At 62.1% G+C, this 17,524-nt stretch carries 14 protein-coding genes and 1 pseudogene; 3 read left to right on the top strand and 12 right to left on the bottom strand.

Annotation, left to right across the window (positions count from 1 at the left end):
* Positions 1–9 precede the first annotated feature (9 nt).
* Entirely contained in the window at positions 10–1,080 is a 1,071-nt protein-coding gene (gene dapE / locus ACKAMS_RS24940) for a succinyl-diaminopimelate desuccinylase (RefSeq protein ID WP_179154702.1), read from the bottom strand.
* Between the two features lie 49 nt (positions 1,081–1,129).
* Between dapE and dapD the strand changes: the two genes are divergently transcribed.
* From dapD to ACKAMS_RS24925, 3 genes and pseudogenes are all read left to right on the top strand, one after another.
* Positions 1,130–2,083 carry a 2,3,4,5-tetrahydropyridine-2,6-dicarboxylate N-succinyltransferase gene (dapD, locus tag ACKAMS_RS24935; protein WP_019749368.1) on the top strand — a complete coding sequence of 318 codons (954 nt, stop codon included), beginning with the start codon at positions 1,130–1,132 and terminating at the stop codon, positions 2,081–2,083.
* Positions 2,083–2,388 (top strand): annotated as a pseudogene (locus ACKAMS_RS24930) (amino acid permease); the annotation flags it as partial. The gene dapD and the pseudogene ACKAMS_RS24930, both read left to right, overlap by 1 nt.
* 70 nt (positions 2,389–2,458) lie before the next feature.
* Complete coding sequence (locus ACKAMS_RS24925; protein WP_408989729.1) at positions 2,459–2,851, top strand: hypothetical protein; 393 nt, start codon at positions 2,459–2,461, stop codon at positions 2,849–2,851.
* Between the two features lie 193 nt (positions 2,852–3,044).
* Here ACKAMS_RS24925 and ACKAMS_RS24920 read toward each other — a convergent pair whose 3' ends face one another.
* The 11 genes from ACKAMS_RS24920 to ACKAMS_RS24870 are packed head-to-tail and all read right to left on the bottom strand — an operon-like array spanning position 3,045 to position 17,447.
* The gene (locus ACKAMS_RS24920; protein WP_408989728.1) at positions 3,045–5,636 is read right to left on the bottom strand and encodes a hypothetical protein; all 2,592 of its coding nucleotides are present in this window, start codon (positions 5,634–5,636) and stop codon (positions 3,045–3,047) included.
* A 13-nt stretch (positions 5,637–5,649) separates the two neighbouring features.
* Entirely contained in the window at positions 5,650–5,976 is a 327-nt protein-coding gene (locus ACKAMS_RS24915) for a hypothetical protein (protein WP_408989727.1), read from the bottom strand.
* Entirely contained in the window at positions 5,973–6,440 is a 468-nt protein-coding gene (locus ACKAMS_RS24910; RefSeq protein WP_408989726.1) for a hypothetical protein, read from the bottom strand. Before ACKAMS_RS24910 ends, ACKAMS_RS24915 begins: the two co-directional genes overlap by 4 nt.
* Positions 6,440–7,327 (bottom strand): glycoside hydrolase family 25 protein, encoded by an 888-nt coding sequence (locus tag ACKAMS_RS24905; protein ID WP_408989725.1) that lies wholly within the window; start codon positions 7,325–7,327, stop codon positions 6,440–6,442. The genes ACKAMS_RS24910 and ACKAMS_RS24905 overlap by 1 nt, the downstream gene beginning before the upstream one ends.
* Positions 7,327–9,054: a hypothetical protein gene (locus ACKAMS_RS24900; RefSeq protein WP_408989724.1), complete on the bottom strand. Its 1,728-nt coding sequence runs from the start codon at positions 9,052–9,054 to the stop codon at positions 7,327–7,329. The genes ACKAMS_RS24905 and ACKAMS_RS24900 overlap by 1 nt, the downstream gene beginning before the upstream one ends.
* Entirely contained in the window at positions 9,054–9,908 is an 855-nt protein-coding gene (locus ACKAMS_RS24895; RefSeq protein WP_408989723.1) for a hypothetical protein, read from the bottom strand. Before ACKAMS_RS24895 ends, ACKAMS_RS24900 begins: the two co-directional genes overlap by 1 nt.
* Positions 9,909–9,918: 10 nt before the next feature.
* On the bottom strand, positions 9,919–11,550 hold the full coding sequence (locus ACKAMS_RS24890) for a hypothetical protein (protein ID WP_408989722.1): 1,632 nt from the start codon (positions 11,548–11,550) through the stop codon (positions 9,919–9,921).
* Positions 11,547–12,437: a hypothetical protein gene (locus ACKAMS_RS24885; RefSeq protein WP_408989721.1), complete on the bottom strand. Its 891-nt coding sequence runs from the start codon at positions 12,435–12,437 to the stop codon at positions 11,547–11,549. Before ACKAMS_RS24885 ends, ACKAMS_RS24890 begins: the two co-directional genes overlap by 4 nt.
* Positions 12,434–16,702, bottom strand: a complete 4,269-nt coding sequence (locus ACKAMS_RS24880; RefSeq protein ID WP_408989720.1) for a phage tail tape measure protein — start codon at positions 16,700–16,702, stop codon at positions 12,434–12,436. Before ACKAMS_RS24880 ends, ACKAMS_RS24885 begins: the two co-directional genes overlap by 4 nt.
* Positions 16,703–16,713: 11 nt before the next feature.
* Positions 16,714–17,121, bottom strand: a complete 408-nt coding sequence (locus tag ACKAMS_RS24875; RefSeq protein ID WP_158656621.1) for a hypothetical protein — start codon at positions 17,119–17,121, stop codon at positions 16,714–16,716.
* 5 nt (positions 17,122–17,126) lie between these two features.
* Positions 17,127–17,447 carry a hypothetical protein gene (locus ACKAMS_RS24870; RefSeq protein WP_408989719.1) on the bottom strand — a complete coding sequence of 107 codons (321 nt, stop codon included), beginning with the start codon at positions 17,445–17,447 and terminating at the stop codon, positions 17,127–17,129.
* Positions 17,448–17,524: the final 77 nt, after the last annotated feature.

Raw genomic sequence — 17,524 nt, 5'->3', positions numbered from 1 at the left:
GGCTAACGGTCAGGCCGACAGATACTTCCTCAGCACGGCCGCGACGTCGGTGATCTGCTGCACCGGAACGTGCTCGTCGCGCTTGTGTGCGAGGTTCGGATCACCCGGTCCGTAGTTCACGGCAGGAATGCCGAGCGCCGAGAACCTGGACACGTCGGTCCACCCGTACTTCGCGCGGAACTGACCACCGGCCGCCTCGATCAGGGCGGCAGCGGACGGGTTCGCCAAGCCAGGCAGCGCGCCGGGTGAGGAGTCGGTGACCTCGAATCCGAGGCCCAGACCGTCGAACACTTCGCGCACATGCGCCTCGGCTTGCGCCTCGCTGCGATCGGGCGCGAATCGGAAGTTGACGTCCATCTCGGCTTCGTCCGGGACGACGTTTCCGGCGACCCCGCCAGAAATCCGCACCGCCGACAAACCTTCGCGGTAGCCGCAACCGTCGATGTCGACCGAGCGCGGCTGGTAACTCGACAACCGCTCCAACGCACCGCCGAACTTGTGAATGGCGTTGTCCCCCAGCCAGGACCTGGCCGAATGTGCGCGAGTTCCCGAAGCCGTCAACCGAACCCGCATCGTGCCCTGGCACCCGGCCTCGATGAAACCGGCCGTCGGCTCACCGAGAATTGCGACGTCGGCCGCGAGCCATTCCGGGATCTCGCGTTCGATCCGTCCCAGGCCGTTGAAGGTTGCGGCGATCTCTTCGCAGTCGTAGAAAACCAGGGTCAGATCGTGGGCCAGGTTCTCGATGGTGGCCGCCAGGTGCAGAAAGACCGCATCGCCCGACTTCATGTCGACGGTCCCGCAGCCGTGCAGGATGTCGCCGTCACGCCGCGAAGGAACGTTGTCCGCGATGGGCACCGTATCCAGATGTCCGGCGAGCATGACGCGACTGGGCAAACCACGCGACGTACGCGCCAACACGGCATTGCCGTTGCGGATGATCTCGAAGCCCGAAGTCTGCTCACGCAGCGCATCCTCGACGGCCTGCGCGATGACGGATTCGTCGTGCGAGACGCTGGGGATGTCGACCAGGGCGGCCGTCAAGTCGATGGGGTCCGAAGCAAGATCGAGGATGCTCACACGCACCAGCCTAGGCCGGTGCACCCACCACCCAGTAATCTCTAGTCCCGTGAGCGCACAGGGAGCAACAGCAGTAGGTATCGCCAACGTGACCGCGGACGGAACCGTCCTCGACACCTGGTTCCCGGCACCGGAGCTGGGAACATTCGACAAGACCGGTACCGAGAACGTCGAGGGAACAGACATTCCTTCCGATCTTGCACTGCTGGCAGGCACTGACGACGCTCGCGAGGTCTCGCAGGTCGTCGTCCGCACCACCATCGCCGATCTCTCCAAGGCACCGGTCGACGCACACGACGTCTACCTGCGCCTCCACCTCCTCTCGCACCGTCTCGTCGCACCCCACGGCGTCAACCTCGACGGCCAGTTCGGCCTGCTCAGCAACGTCGTGTGGACCAACTTCGGCCCGTGCGCCGTCGAAGGCTTCGAGCAAGTTCGCTCACGTCTGCGCATCCGCGGCGTCGTGACCGTGTTCAGCGTCGACAAGTTCCCCCGCATGGTCGACTACGTCGTGCCGTCCGGAGTGCGTATCGGTGACGCGGACCGTGTCCGACTCGGTGCGCACCTCGCCAGCGGAACGACCGTCATGCACGAAGGCTTCGTCAACTTCAACGCCGGCACCCTCGGTAACTCCATGGTCGAAGGCCGCATCTCCGCGGGCGTCGTCGTCGACGACGGATCCGATGTTGGCGGCGGCGCCTCGATCATGGGCACCCTCTCCGGCGGCGGCAAGGAAACCATCTCCCTCGGCAAGCGCTGCCTCCTCGGCGCAAACGCCGGCCTCGGCATTTCGCTCGGCGACGACTGCGTCCTCGAAGCGGGCCTCTATGTCACCGCGGGCACCAAGGTCACCGGCCCGGACGGCACCGTCGTCAAGGCCAAGGAACTCAGCGGCAAGTCGAACCTTCTCTTCCGTCGTAACTCGGTCTCGGGTGCCGTCGAGGTCGTGCCGTGGAAGGGCACCGGCGTCGAACTGAACGCTGCTTTGCACGCCAACGACTGATGACTGACACCGACGTCTCCGACGGAACAACCACTGCTCTCGGCCACGGTCTCAAGGTCCGCCATCTGACGATGATGGGCCTGGGCTCGGCCATCGGCGCCGGCCTGTTCCTCGGAACCGGCGTCGGTATCGCCAAGGCCGGCCCGGCCGTCCTGATCTCCTACATCCTTGCGGGCGCCGTCGTGGTGTTCGTGATGCGCATGCTCGGTGAGATGGGAGCTGCGATCCCGGCGAGCGGTTCCTTCTCTCACTACGCGCGCCTGGGGATCGGCGAGTGGGCCGGCTTCGTGATGGGCTGGCTCTACTGCTTAATCCGCAATACACATGGTCAGGTCTCCCCTGGTCACACGGTCGGCGCGGTGCGATGATGGTGCGATGGGATTCTTCAGCAATGTGAAAGCGGTCAGCCGGAACCGCCGAGTGACCGGCCTACGCATCACAGACGGCGTGCTGACGACGCACCGATCGGCCGCTTCGCCCGACTATGCCGTGCTGGTCACTGCCGAGCAAAAAGCTGACTACATGCGCCCGACTGTGCATGACGTGCGCGGCGCTCATGCGACCTACGTGCCAGTTGCGCGCGCGAGGGCCGGGGCGATCGTTTTGCCGGTTGGCCCCGTCGCGGCGATCGTCGGCATGCCGAACTCGAAAGGCTATGTCGTGACGGTGACGCTCGCCGACGGCACAGTGCTCGCCGGGTACTCGGATTCGCACGTACGCACGGTTCAAGAGTTCTGCAAGGAAGTGAACCGAGCCGCTCTCGGCTGACTGATGTTTGGCGCCGTCGCCGCCGAGGTATGAACAGTGCGCGGCGAACGGTTCGGGTGAGTCGCAGGACAGGCGCCCATCGGCTCGCTGGTCACTCGCAGGAAGGTGGGGCGCCTGTTCTTACCCCGTAAACGAGAAAATTCCCCCACACTCACGAATGAGTGTGGGGGAATCTATTTGCGCCGTCGGTCGGTCAGGTTTGGATCACCGATCGGAGCTTCGACGCCATAGCGCTAATGCCCGTGTACGACGGGTGCACGCCGTCCATCGTCAGGTTGGCATCGAGTGTGTACGTTCCAGCGTTCGTCATCGCCGAATCCATGTCGATTACGTCCGTCATTCCGAGTGGCACTGACCCCAACCAATCGTTGTATGCCTGCCTCAGTGTCTGATTCGCGGTACCGAGCGACACTCGGCCCATGACGTTGACGCCGTAGATCGGTGCCGTCGACCCGATGATCGTGCGGACCTTCGCAACGATTGTTGCCATGTTCGTTTGATATGTCGCGAGTGAAACACCTGAACCGTTTGCCATGTCGTTTGATCCGAGGGCGATGATCGCGCCCGTGAAATTCGCGTTCGACATGTCCGTTCGCGTCCATCTGTCGTCCGACGTGGCAGCCCATTGGGCGGTCGTGGTGTTGAACTGTGCAATGTTGTGCACCAAAGTGCCTGCGCTCGCCGCCCATCGTGCGGGGTAGGTGAGGTGCGGTGGACATGGACGGCACGTCGTCGAATAGCTCGTCCCTTTGACGCCGGTTCCGCCCTCCCCGATTGAATCCGCGATGACCAGCCATGCGCCTTTCGTCGAGGTCGATTCGTATTCGATCTGAAAGTCGACCGGGCAACCTTTGTAGCTGGAGCCTGAACCGGAGGCGCCGCCCGTGGTTGCCGGGTTAATGCCCGCTGCGGAGGTGGAGAGTTGGAAGACTTCACCCACGCCACCTGTCAGCGTTTGTGCGGTACACGTGAATCCCCAACCGACGACGGCGGTCCGAGTAGGAGTGAACTGCAGTGCCGGATCGGTGACCCACGGCCCGACATAAAACGAAGTCGAGTTAGGGACCGTGAATGTGCCCGAAACGATCGTGCTCGCGGTACTTCCGGCGAAGTTCCCCGTGTTTTGTCCGAGCGAGTCGGGCGCATGATCCCCGAAAATGATCCCTTGGCCCGTGAGCGGCTGCGCGCCTGCTGCAGCGTCAAAGGTCGAGTAGTTCCGAATCTTGATTCGCCAGCGATTGGTTGCGACGGGAATGTGAACGACGTGCCGTAGCCCGAGTTGGGTGATCGTGCCCGATGTGGGCGTGGTGAAGACCCCGTTCCCCCCTTGCCCGCCGTTTGTGTAGGCGAGAATTCTTGTGACTGGCACAGCTAACGAAGGTGCTGCCCACGTGCCGTTTCCTGAAGCGTCCGAGGTGAGGACACTGCCGACTGCCGGTGTACCGCCCGTGACCTTCACCGCCGGGGTGGTGACTACGCCCGTGAATGTCGGCGATGCGGTCGGCGCTTTACCCGCGAGGCCTGGAACGGTCGGCGCTGCTGCTGTGCCGCCGAGGTCGCCCGCCAGCTGCACGACGCCCTTCGATGTCGTGGTGGCGTCGGAGGTTCCGGCAGCCGGTGCGGTCCACGTGCCATTGCCCGAAGCGTCCGAGGTGAGGACACTGCCCACGGCGGGTGTGCCGCCTGTGACCTTCACGGCCGGGGTGGTGACGACGCCCGTGAACGTCGGCGATGCGGTCGGCGCGGCGCCGGATACGTCGGCGACGGACAGAGTGACGGCACCGACGCGGCCCGCCACGCTCGACACCGGACTCGCCGGGTACGTCTTCTCTCGCCAGTTCGCGAGGACCGATGATGGTTCGGCGATGACTTGCCAGTCGGTGCCTTTGTCGGTGCGCGTGCACCAATCGCCGCGTTGTCCGACGAGCGCAAGCATCGCAGTCTGTGTCGCGGGTGCGCCGAGGAAGTCAGTCACGGCGATCGCAGGCAGCTGCGCCTGCGGGATTATGCCGCCGACGAGATCTGCCTTCGTGGCGAGCGCGGGAACGGTCGGTGCCGTCGCTGTGCCGCCGAGATCCCCCGCCAGCTGCACGGTGCCCGGTGTCGACGATGTCGCAGTCGCCGGGTTGGCCCACGACGCGACACCCGACGAGTCGGACGTGAGCACCTTTCCGGCCGCTGCACCCGTCGTCACCTTCACGACTGCGAATGTCGCTGTGCCGGTGAATGTCGGCGATGCGGTCGGCGCCTTACTCGCGAGGCCGGGGACGGTCGGCGCTGCTGCGGTGCCGCCGAGATCCCCCGCCAGCTGCACGGCGCCGAACGTCACGGTCGTCGCCGCTGCAGGCGATGCCCACCGTCCGACACCCGATGAGTCGGCAGTGAGTACCTGCCCCGTCGCGGGTGTTGCACCGGCCAATGTCAGGCCGGGGACCGTGACGACACCCGTGAATGTCGGTGACGCCGTTGGTGCCGCCCCGGCGACATCGGTGACGGCAAGGGTGACGGCGCCGATTCGGCCGGCCACCGACACGACCGACACTGCTGCATTGTGGTCGGCAGCGGCGAGAGTCGCTTGCACGTCGGCCGACAGATCGTTTCGGGGCACTCCCCCGGCAGGGAGAATGTACGGCGCGATCTGCCTCGGGACGGCTGTGCCGAGGTCGAGCCTGTAGCCGCGTGCGAGCCACGCCGGAAGGTCAGCCGAGTCGACGAAGTGCCCTTGTGAGACATATGCCCGGCCGAGTGAGTCGATCAGGTCTTGAACGATCAGAACATCAGTCACGACTCGACCCCTGTCATAGTTCTTGAGCGATGATGGGTGGTGGTGGAGGTGGTATCGCGGCCGGGTCGAGGCTTCGACCCCAGGTGAAGAGTTGGCGAATGTATTCGAACGCAGACAGCTTCTGATGCCGCTCGGTACGCGCTTCGATTTTCACTTCAGCTACCTGTAATTCCAACTCGTGCAGTCGATCCTGCATCGGCCGGGTGATCGCCTCGAAAGCTTCACGTTGCGCGTCGAGCATCGCCTTCCATCTCGTTGTAAGTGCCGTGTAGGCGCCGACGAGCGCGCCGAGGATGAGGACTCCGGCACCGATCTCTGACGCGATGTCCTGTGCGCTCATCCACGCCACTCCCGTGCCGCCTCTGCCCCTGCCCGCTCGGCGTCGGATACGACGCCTGTCGCCGCTGTGATCGCTGACTGCACTGCAGATACTGTCGATTGGGAGAACGGGCCGGGGACGAAGCCTGCGCCTTGCGATGGGGTCGCGACAGTCGCAGTCGTCGAGCTGCTACCGCCGATCGGTTCGACACTGAGACGTTCGTGCTTTCCGATGCTCTCTTCGATCTCGGGTATCAGTTCGTCGACGGCCGCTGCAGCCGATTCGATGACGGGTTCGTTCTTCACGAGCCAGATGTGAAACGTCTTCAGGATTCCGAGGAGAAACACGAGACCGGACAGTGCCACGGCGACGGGCTTGAGGTTGGGCGGTGCGAGGCTGATAAGCGACACGGCTACCGTGCCGACGGTGACGGCTTCGCCGACCCCGGCCGATACTGCTTTCGCGTAGGGTGCGAGCTTGACCATCAGGCACCAGCCTTCGGGTCATGGCAGCCTTCGATGCCGAGCTTTTCGCCGAGGGCGCCGAGGAAACCGACGACGGTGCGACCGCCGAGTTCGTTCTCGAAGCCGGGGAATTCGCCGACGATCGTCGAGCCGGTCAGCTCTTTCAGGACGGCAGCTGCGGTCGCGTAGATCGGACCGTCGAAGCCTTTGATGAAGTCAGCGACAAATTTCTCAGTCGCAACGGGTGTTTGTTCTTCCGGTACAGCCACTTTCGCCCCTTCAGTTTTTCCGTACACGAGTGCGGCGAGTTCGTCGCGTGTGCCACGGAATGCGTTCACGTCGAGGGAATTTCCCGCAACGCTGCCTTGGTCGGAGAACTGCAGAATGTCGACGTTGTCGCCGCCGAAGCCAGCCCAGTACGTCGAGTCATCGCCGGGGTAGAGAGCCGATGCGTAGCCGCCCCCGCTGACGTATGACGATTGGATGAGTCCGGGCAGGTCGCCGAGCTGCGGCGAGCCGATGCGTTGCCAGTACCACCGAGGTTCGTACGACAGGTTCACTTCGCGGCCTCGGGCGTTGATCGCTCGGACGAATGCCCAGTAGTTTTCTTGCCCGCCACCGTTCATCTCGAAGTCGACCATGATGCCGACTTCGCCGTTCGGGTCGCCGAGCTGGTCGAGAAAGAGATCGGCCTGCGCGTCGATGGGATCAGTTGTGAGGTAGTGGTATCCGGCGACGATCAGCCCTGCAGACTTCGCGGCATCGCGGTAGGCGGGCCACGTCTGATCTCGGAAGTACGAGCCTTCGGTGACCTTGCAGAACACGAAGTCGAAGTCTTCGGCCTTCACCTGCGCGAGGTTCAGATTCGGGCCGTTGTTGTTGGAGATGTCAATTCCGAAGAGTGTCATTACAGATCCTTCGCTTCCCAGTCGCGGAACCAGACCGACGACCAATATTGGTAGGGCCTAAAGAAATTGGGGTCGTAGCAGACGGCGTTTATGACCATTCCGGCGTATCGGTTCGATGCGCCGATGGGGACGATGCCACCGCTGTCCGTCCACGTGAGAACGGGTGTGCCGTTCTGGTAGACGGTGTATGTGTTGCCGACGGCGTGCAGGTCGATCAGATCGCCGGTCAGGATTGTCGTCGACAGGGTCGCCCTCACGGTTCGATCGCTGTCGTTGATACCGGCACCCGTGACGATCGTCAGTGTGCTCGGCGCGATCCCGACCGCGACATAGCTCGTCATCGCGCCGTTACAGCGCGCGACGAGGTACGAGGCTTGCGGGTTCGTGAGACCTGCCAGCGACGACGCGACCGACATCGAATCCGTTGCGAGCGGTGTCGACCAGATCGCACCTTCAGGCCACACGTTTGTCGACCCGCCCCCAGTCGACGGCGGGTTGACGCCCGGTGCGGCATCATTCGACTTGATGCCGATTGTGCCGGGACCGTAGTTCGCCCAGTTCGGCCCGAGAGTCGCACCGTCGGCGCGATCGAACAGATCCGGATAGTCAGCCTTGACGAGACCCGATGTCTGACCGAGGCATACCCACGGCACCGTCGTCGACGATGTGTCGAGTGAAGCCTTCGCCACCGTCGAGGGCGTGCTCGTCAGGCCGGTGATCGTCATGACAGGCTTCGACGGGTTGAGGCCGGGCACTGCCGACAGGGCCTTCGTCACCTTGCAGCTGAGTGATCGCAGTGTCTTGCCTGCGGCAGTGACCTGAAGGATTCCCACCGCGAACCAATCGCCTGCCTTCGCAACGATGTCGGACGGCAGGTTGATTCGTACGTCCTGCGCCGCCGAGGTGACGAGCGACGACTGATCGGGCGAGAGATACAGCCGAGTCAGGTTCCCGTTCGGCAGTCCCGTCGTTGCGTCTTTGTCCATCTTGAAAACTGAGATATAAAGCGCTGCAGGCGATGCAACGCTACCGACACCGGTCAGTACGCCCACCGTGTTGTAAATCCGGTCACGGGTGGCATTGATGAAAACGAACTGTTGAGCGCCAGAGGCCGGCGTGAACGTGCCACCGGCATAGAAACCCATGTATGTGTCGTAACCGTCCTGACCACCCGCACCGGATTGCAGTGCCCCGCCGAACAAATCGCCGCCAGCCGCCGCGTAAGTTCCCACTTTGACGTTGGCGATCGCGTTGTCGATGTCCATGCGCGGAAACGACACATCTTCGAGCGGATTCAGACTGAACCACGACGGCACGTTCTTCGGGACATCGGACGCGTTCGCCTTCGTGATGAGTGCGAGCGCCGTCGTCGACAGCTGATTCTGTGCGGCGATGATCGCTGACTCATTCGCCGCCGCTTGGCTCGCCGCCGTGTCGGCCGATGCTTGCGCATTCGTGCCGGTCGCCTGAGCTGTCGTCGCGAGCGTCGTCGCCGATGTGGCGATGCCGTACGCGGTCGACGCCGTGGTCTGTGCGGTGACGGCTTGCGCGGTCGCTGCAGCAGCGTTGTTCAGCGCTGCAGTCGCATCGGCACGCAAGCTCGCCGACCACGCAGACAGGTTGATGAGTCCACCTGAGACGCCGGTAATGGTGTCACCGAGATTCGCGAGGACGGTGTCGAAGATCGCGGTACTGAAACCCTTGATGAGTCGGGGATCGAGTGCCATCAGACCGGGACGATCTCGACGACGAACTGACCGTTATCCGCGAGCGTCTGCCATGCGTCGATCGACGCCGTCGTACGCACCGCCGACAGTGTGATCGTCGCCGTCGCCCCGGCCGCGACCTTGCCGTACGTCGCGCTCGACGGGACAGCCGAACCGAAGTGCGGGTCGATCGAGATCGGGAAGGCAGTCGGGGACGTGAGTCCCAGGCCGTACCCGACGAGATCGCCCGTCGCTGCATCGCCGATGCGTACTTCGGCGTCGATGTGCGCAGACGCCGATCCGATCGCGTAGAAGTGACCTGAGACCCGAGGGCGCCAGTCCCACGGCTGCGCAGGCATCGTCATCGCGGCGAGTTGCGCCCGAGCTGCTGTGCCCGAGTAAGCGGTGAACGATGCTGACGCGATCGTGTACGGGCCGATGGTTCGTTTCGGCGCCGATACCGCCCACTTCGATGTGCTCGCGTTGTACACGAGCACCGTGCCGTCGGCGAGGGTGCCCGACACGTCGGACGCGGCAGAGATCGACGCGTTCGTGCCGGGATCGCCTTTCGCCCCGGCGTGCACCGAGACCGTCAGGTCGTACACCGATGCGACACCGGGGCCACCGGGTGAGACGAGAGTCCAGGCCGGGGCGGGTAGTGCCGCCCCGGCCGCGACCTCGGTGACTGTGACGTTTCGGAATACAGGCGGCAGACCGGGGTCGCCGGTCACCAGTGCGGGCAGCGACGAGACACCGCCCGAGGGTGTGAGCGTGAGTGTTGCGACACCCGTCGCCAGTGCATCGGTTGCGCCCGAGAACGTGACCGTTCCGGTCCACGTGATCGAGCCGTCGGTATTGACGAGATACGTTGCCACTTTGGGCCTCTCAGTTCGACCGCATTGACGCGGCTTTGAATGCGTTCGCGAACTGCTGCTCTTTGCGGGCGAGCTTCGCGAACGGGGACTCTTGCGCCGAACCGTCGCCGATCTTCGGCGTGCAGGTGATGCGGTTCGTGCGGTCGTCGACGAGTGTCGCCTCGGTGCAGTAGTCGGTGTACAACTTGCCCTTGTAGATCCACGACACAGCCGATCCGATGACGTAGTCACGGCCATACGAGTACGGGTAACCGTCTTGTACGACAAGCGAATACGCCAGATAGCCGCGTGAGTCCCACATCGCCGATTCGAGTGCCATGAGTTCGTCGACGGTGTATGCCGCCGAGCCGGTCGCGGCGAAGAACTCCGGGTACCCGAACCGGCCCAGTTTGGCGCGTCTCGGATAGTTCTCGACGAGTTGGAACGCTAGAACGATGTCGTCGAACATTCCGTCGAGTAGCGTGCTCGCGATGCCCGAGCCGCCGATCGCCGTCAGTATCGCGGAGAGTAGATATTCCACACTGAGGTCGATCAGTTTGTTCACCCATTGGGGGCTCTTGCCGCCACCGATCACGGTGTACGCCAACGGATGATGCGCCGAAAGGTGCGATTCGCGGATGCCCGACTTCGGACCGTCCTCGAACAGTACCCACGACGGTTTCGAGTCGAATCCGAGCAAACTCGACAGGGTCAGGTTCGACCCTGAGTCGGCGTGATTGATCGCGCCGACGATCTCACCGATCACCGTGTCGGCGATGTCGACGACATCGTGGATCAGGCCGTCGAGGAATGTGCCCGTCAGTCCTGCGACCGTCGAGTAATCCTTGACGTCCATGACGATCGTCGGTTCGGTGAGCGTGTAGTGATTCGGTGCCGGTTGCGGGTCGCCGGGTAGCCAGAGTTCGGCAGAGAGTACGAGACCTTCGTCTTTCAGGATCTGCTGCGTCAGTGCCGCAACGGAATCCATGCGACCGGTGATCGCGACCCATTTCGATGTGTCGTGCAGCCAGTCGGGCGGCACTATCGCACACGGGGTGAGTAGCCCCTCTTTCTGTAGCATCGTTCCGAACCATGCTGTCGGGTCGGTGATGTTGTTGACGAGTTCCCACATGCCTGTTTGCAGCCGGATCAGCTGCTCGGCGATCATGGTCAGGATGACCGTCTTCGCCGGTCCGATGTAGATCGCTTCCTTGATCGGCTGGAATTGAATAGGTGCCCACCATGTCGGCCAAACCATGATCTTGTTGAACCAGTTCCAGTCCGAAACGAGTTGCAACGTAATCGTGTTGACGCCGTCGACTGTGTCATCGTCGGCAGTGTCGACGCGGCCGGACCATCGGGTGCCGTTCGCTTCGACGGTGATGCCGACGACGGTGTCTTTACAGTTCTGCGCCGCGTAGTTGGCGAGATCGTCGGAACCCTTAAACACGAGCGTCCCTGTGCCGACTGCATTGCGCTTGAACGTCACTGTCGCCGACACGTAGTCGTTCGCTTCGCCGATCGCACCATAGATCGGGTTGAACATCGTCACGTTGAAGAGAGGCAACGCGAGCGCGTTCTTTTCCTCTTCGAGCAATTGATCGGCGAGTACGAACGCTTCCCACGGGTCGGTTGTGGTGAGATCCGGTGCAAGAGTTGTCATTCAGGCCACCTCCGAAGCGGTGTGAGAGCAGCAGCGATCGACGAGACACCGGGAGTTGCGCCGGTAATGGTGACCGGCACGTGAACCTCTTTGCCCGCGTGCACGGGCGTCGAGAACCTGCCGACGAGATTCGGATACAGGTTGGTGTTGGTGTTGAGCTCGCGAACCGTGCGACGGTTCGGGAGTGATGTCATCAGCACCTTCTGACCGGCGAGCAGAGTCATTTTCAGGACTCGGGGACCGCCGTTGTCGCCGAAGGTGAAGATCCCCGGACCTTGCAAGATGTACCGGGGCCAACCGTCCTCGGTGCCGCGATTCCACAGTGACAGGAATCCTTGGTCGGTCGATGCCGACGCGATGAACGTCTTCGAGGTCGAGTCGAAGCTAGACCAGAACGGAAAGTCGGCGCGTGCAGACCAATTGAATTCCGCTGCAGACACTGCACCGGCCGACAGCGAATCGGATACGTCCTGCGCTGCACGCAGTTTGATCCACCATTCGCCGCACTCTTGCGTGTACCACGACAGCTTGCCCTGCTTGTGCGGGTCCCATCCGGCGAGCCACTGACGGAACGTACGCCGGTAGCCCTTCGGGTCGGACGCCTGCACGCTGATCTTCATGTCGATCATTGCTTTGTCGAAGGCAGTGTCGAGATAGTCGACACCGTCCTGATGTGCGCCCTGTTGGTCGATGTGCGTGAACGGCGCACCGAGTCCTTTGATTGTCTGAAGCAGTACGCCCGAGGCGGGCGGGATGGGAGCGAGGCCACCCGAAAGCGGCCAACGCACCCCATCCGACCCGACCCACGTGACGACCGAGAGGCCGTCATGCAGCAGCGACTGCTGCGCCCATACGGACGCAGCAGCCGTCAGAGCGAGTTCTGTCATCGTGACCCGCTTCCCGCGTGAGCATTCATTTCGCGAACGATGTTGCGCGCGTTTTCCAGGCCGTTACGACCCGTGTTGTCGTGGTAGTCCTTGATGAACAGACCACCGAACCCTGCTGCAGCAGAACCGAATATGTCCTTCGCGTTGTCCTGGAAGAACTGTGCGAACTTGCCCGCATATTCGTTGTTCACGTCGTCGAGCGTGCGAGGCTTCGTGATCGTCGCCGCACCGCCCGAATCGACGACCGCCTGCGTTCCCGGCGCCTGCATGCTCGGCGGCGAGAACGACACCTGATCGGAGATCCCTTGCGAGCTGCCGGTGATCGCCGCGACGATCGTCTTCAGCGCTTGAGTTGCCCCGGCATCGAGCGTGTACTCGTTTTGTCCGGTGTCGTTCTGCACGAGTGTCGTCCCGGGAACGATCGTGCCGCCGCCGTCGTACAAGCCGTAATTGACGACGCCGCCCGCGTAGCCCATCGGGGCCGCATTCGCATCGGCCTGTTGAACATTCGAGATGTCCCCGTAGGTGGCCTTGATGTAGTTGATTCCGGCGACGATGTTCGCCACGGGGTCCGTGATGTTGTCCGGCAGTCCCGGATCTCGGTATGCCTCAAAGGTCTGCGGAATCGTCTGCATCAGACCCTGCGACGGGTACCCGGCCTGCGCGTTGCTATCAGTCAGGTTGATGGCATTCGGGTTTCCACCCGATTCCCTACCGATGAGCGTATGCAGCCCAGGCGACCAATGATCTGGATCGACGCCCGTATCAACAATTGCCGCCATAATCCAGGCGTCAAGATCCGGAGATCCGACGTATGGAATACCGAAACCCTTACTACCGGAACCCGAATGACCGGTAACCCACGACTTGACTTTGTCAATCGCAGAATCCACGAACTTTCCCGGAACATCGACCAATGCAGTTCGCCAGAGCGACGGATCGCCCGGCGAACCTTCAGCCTGTCCGGTGGCGTTCGAGAAGAGATCTTTCAGCGCAGCTGCAGGATCTTTGAGGATCTTGACCATGACACTGCCGATGTCTTTCAAGTCCGACCACACACCCGAGACGGCATTGCCGATGTCACCGAAGAATCCACCGGATGCATGTATCGGCATACCGTTGGTGATGTTGCCGCCCGGCCGACCAGACATGCCGTTGATTCCGAGAATGAACTCGGGACCGAGTAAGCGTGTCGCTTCGGGAGTCAGAACCGACTCACCCGGCGACAGTTTCGCGTTGACGGTGTCCTGCCCCGGCGCGTAACCGGGGATGATGCCGGGACCGGAGTAGATACCGCCACCAGCCCAGTTCGACACGTCGACCGTCTTGATGTCGCCGAGTCCGAAGACACCGGCTATCCCGTTCCATACCGGCGCGATCCCTTGGTTATAGACCGTGTCGATGATGAACTTTGCGGGAGTCTTGACGATCCCTTCGACACGCCCCCACTGCTTTTCGATCCAATCGACAGTGTTTTTGAAGGCGTCACTGATGCTCGACATCGCCGTGTGAATTCCGTCGGAAACGGGTTGGATCACATGCTCGTGAATCCAATTCATCTTGTCGCCCCACGACTGAATGCCGGACTTGATCGACTCGATCACGGGCGAGATGACATGATCCCATATCCAATTCCAGATGTCACCGATCGCGTGTATGACCGGCTGGAAGATCTCGTCGTTCAGCCAGCGAACGACGATGCCCAGACCTTGAATTTCCAGCTTGATCAGGTCGATGACGGGCTGAATGATTGCCGCCCATATCCAATTCCAGATATCGCCGATCGCATGTAGAACAGGCTGGAAGATCTCGTCGTTGATCCACCGGACGACGACGCCGAGCGCCTGAATCTCGAGCTTAATCAGGTCGATGACCGGCTTAACTGCGTGCTCGTACAGCCAGTTCCACGTATCGCCCATCAGGTGAAGGGCGATGACGATCGGCGCGATCAGCACCGTAAGAATGACGGCCGTGACAACACGAATCAGTTTGTCGATGAAATTGAGGACGTTGCCGATCGCGTGACCGACGTTCTCGAAGGCATGCCCGACGTTGCCGAAGGCATGCCCGACATTGCCCATCGCATGCTCGACGTTGCCGAAGGCGTGCGTGAGCTTTTCCCAGATATTCGATGCGGTCGTGGCGACCCATGAGCCGAAGCTCTTCATGGTTTCCCACACGGCTTGAACCGAGTCGTGGAACCATGCCCAATGGTTGTAGGCGTACATGACGCCCGCGACGAGTGCCGCCAGTCCGACGATGATCGCCGTGATGCCGATGACGATCTCGGAGAATCCCGTAGCTGCCATAGCGACAGCCAGCTCGTCGGCTGCGACCGTTGCGCCTTCCTCTGCGACGGCGAACATTCCCATCGCTGCCGATGCGGCGAGCGTGCTGATATTGATGACCGCCATGACGCCGCTTGCGATCTTCCATGCGACGAATCCTGTTGCGATGGCGCCGATCGAGATCACGATTGCGTCGAGCGCCCACTTGTTATCCGTCAGCCACGTTCCGACGCTGACGAGTCCACCCATGAGGTCGGAAACCGCGGGAAGGAAGTCAGTTCCGATCTTGATGCCGATTGCACCGAGGCCGTCTTTGAATTCGTTCAGCTTCTGATTGAAGGTTTCCTGTGTGTCGTGCCAGCCCTTCACCGAGCCGTCGGCTTCGGTCGTCGTGTTGGCGACGTTGGCAATGTTGTCGTTTGTCTTCTCGGCGTTCTCACCCGTGAGCATCAGTGCGACACCGAGTGATGCACTGTCGCCGGTTGCCTTGTACAGAGCTTGCGTAAAGGTCTGCGCGTCAGTCGATCCCGACTTCAGGGCGTTGTTGAACGACTCGGTTTTTGCCTGCGTGGTCGCCCACTGACCGGCCTGAGTCTTGTTTTCCTGAGTCATCCCTCGAATCGCCGAGGTCCACTGCTTCGACGTGATCGAGCCGTCGCGGTACTGTGCCGCCACCTTCTGCACCTCGGGTGACAGATTCTGAAACATCTTGGTAGCGGCTTCAGTTGCCTGCTTCGACTCGTTGAATGTGCCGAGCAGCGCCTTACCCGACGGGTCCATCTGCTTCAGAATCGCCTCGGAGATTTCCTGCATCGACCCCGCGAGGCCGTTCTTCCCGAGGTTCGCCGAGAGATCCGCTGAGTTGATGCCGAGCTGCGCGAGTTCTGTAGTCATCGTCTGCGTGGGCGACATCAGGTGTCGGATCGCGTCAGCCATGTTCTGTGTTGCCTGGTCTGCCGACATGCCCGACGCGGTCATAGCCGCGAGAGATCCGTACAGATCGTCGATCGAGATACCGGCCGCACCCGCGAGAGGCTGAACGGACGACAGCGACGATGCGAACTCGCCGAACGTCGTCTTGCCCTCACCGACTGCGGTGACCATCTTCGATGTGATGAGACCCGATTGATCGGCCTCTAGGTGGTAGTCGTGCAGGGCGGTCGTGACGGCGTCGGTGACCTCGGTGAGATCAGCACCTTCAGCGCGTGCGCCCTGTGCAGCTGCCTGCATGACTTTCAGACCGTCGGCGCCGTGGTAGCCGGCCGATTCGATCGTGTACATGCCTTTCGACATCTCACCGGCCGAATAGCCGACCTGACCGGCCATGTTCAGGATTCCCTCGGAAACCATGTCGAGGTTGTCCCGAGACTCACCGGCCGTCGTGACGAGACGTTCCTGTGTCTGCTCGAAGTCACCGGCAGCGTTCACTGCTGCGCCGATCGCGACGACGTAACCTGCCGTCATGAGACCGGCAGCCTTGCCGAGCTTCGCGCCAGAGGTCACCGAGGTTTCGGCGACCCGTGTCTGCGCAGTTGCGAGAGCTTCCTGCGCTGCTGTCTCGTCGGCGACGGCCGCTGTGACTGCAGCAGACGCTGCAGCCTCACGACGCTTCGCTTCCTCGGTGCGGACAGACGCTGCGACGACCTGAGAGGATTCGGCCGCGTACTTCGCGCGCGCCTCAGCCTCTTTCGTTTCGGCGACGAGCACTCGGCCCGATGCTGCAGCGACTTTGTCTTTCGCTGCAGCGATTTGCATCGACGATTTTTCGAGCACCGCCTGCAGGGACTTGATCTGCGCTTCAGCGGCGCCCGTGACTTCACCCGTCGAGCCGGTAACCATCTGAGCGAAAGCGTCAGCGAACCCCTTGCCCGATTGTTCACCGGCCTTGACGGATTCGCGGACGATGTTGCCCGAGGCTTCGCCCATACCGACGATTCGGGGCAGAATATCGAACCAGACGGGACCGGTACCGGACATAGATGTACCCCTTATTCAGTTGTTTCGATCAGCTCCAAACCTTCGAGCTGAACATCGCCGCGTAGCAGCGACATGACGGCATCGTGTGCGCGCCTGCTCATTTCACGAGCCTGAGCCTTTGCCGTTGTACGACCGGGCCGTTCGATCTGCGGCGCCGACTCTTCGCTGCCGTCGTAACGGTGCGCGTTGATGGTGTCGACAACGGTCGCCAGCAGATGCCGGTCGATTCCCCACGGGTCGCCAGATAGCGCAGCCTTGGATCGAGAGTCCTCGGGTAGCTCGTCGAACAAGACCCAAAGCTCACGAGATGTCATCTCGCGAGTACCGCGAAACATCGTTCGCCAATACTCGGCTATCCGGCGACCGGGGTAATAGTGCTGAAGATCTGCCTCGAGCTTGTTGCACACTCGACGCAGCACATGAGCTACCTCGGAAGTTTTGGGGAATTCATGTGCTCGGTGAGCATGCGCCACGCGAGCATCACATCGTTGGAATGACCACCGGCAGCGATGAATCGGGCGTGAGTCTCTTCGCCGAGGATCGCGGTAGCGATCTGAATCGCAGTCTTCGCGTCGGGAAGAGCTTCCTGCACGGTGTCGTCGACGAGAAGCGGATTCGGGACGGTGAAGATCTCGCCGCCCTCGACGATCTGGATTTCGATGCCAGGCTCGCCGCCGAGCGATTCGACGCCCTGCGCACGCAGAGCTTCGAGGGACATCGGTGTAGTAGGCAATGCTGCAGTCATGGTTTTTCCTTCGATGTGATTGGGCCGGTGGGCTGGAATCCCGCTCGCGTGTCCAGCCCAGACACGCGAGCGGGCGT

This window comes from Rhodococcus sp. 5A-K4 (genome assembly GCF_046097995.1).
In the GTDB taxonomy this organism is placed as follows: domain Bacteria; phylum Actinomycetota; class Actinomycetes; order Mycobacteriales; family Mycobacteriaceae; genus Rhodococcus_F; species Rhodococcus_F erythropolis.
This window is presented reverse-complemented; position numbering and strand designations above follow the sequence as displayed.

Bases quoted from the DNA above. Each gene is read 5' to 3' on its own strand.
- ACKAMS_RS24925 (WP_408989729.1), top strand. From the start codon at position 2,459: ATGGGATTCTTCAGCAATGTGAAAGCGGTCAGCCGGAACCGCCGAGTG.
- ACKAMS_RS24915 (WP_408989727.1), bottom strand. From the start codon at position 5,976: ATGAGCGCACAGGACATCGCGTCAGAGATCGGTGCCGGAGTCCTCATC.
- ACKAMS_RS24910 (WP_408989726.1), bottom strand. From the start codon at position 6,440: ATGGTCAAGCTCGCACCCTACGCGAAAGCAGTATCGGCCGGGGTCGGC.
- ACKAMS_RS24905 (WP_408989725.1), bottom strand. From the start codon at position 7,327: ATGACACTCTTCGGAATTGACATCTCCAACAACAACGGCCCGAATCTG.
- ACKAMS_RS24900 (WP_408989724.1), bottom strand. From the start codon at position 9,054: ATGGCACTCGATCCCCGACTCATCAAGGGTTTCAGTACCGCGATCTTC.
- ACKAMS_RS24890 (WP_408989722.1), bottom strand. From the start codon at position 11,550: ATGACAACTCTTGCACCGGATCTCACCACAACCGACCCGTGGGAAGCG.
- ACKAMS_RS24885 (WP_408989721.1), bottom strand. From the start codon at position 12,437: ATGACAGAACTCGCTCTGACGGCTGCTGCGTCCGTATGGGCGCAGCAG.
- ACKAMS_RS24880 (WP_408989720.1), bottom strand. From the start codon at position 16,702: ATGTCCGGTACCGGTCCCGTCTGGTTCGATATTCTGCCCCGAATCGTC.
- ACKAMS_RS24870 (WP_408989719.1), bottom strand. From the start codon at position 17,447: ATGACTGCAGCATTGCCTACTACACCGATGTCCCTCGAAGCTCTGCGT.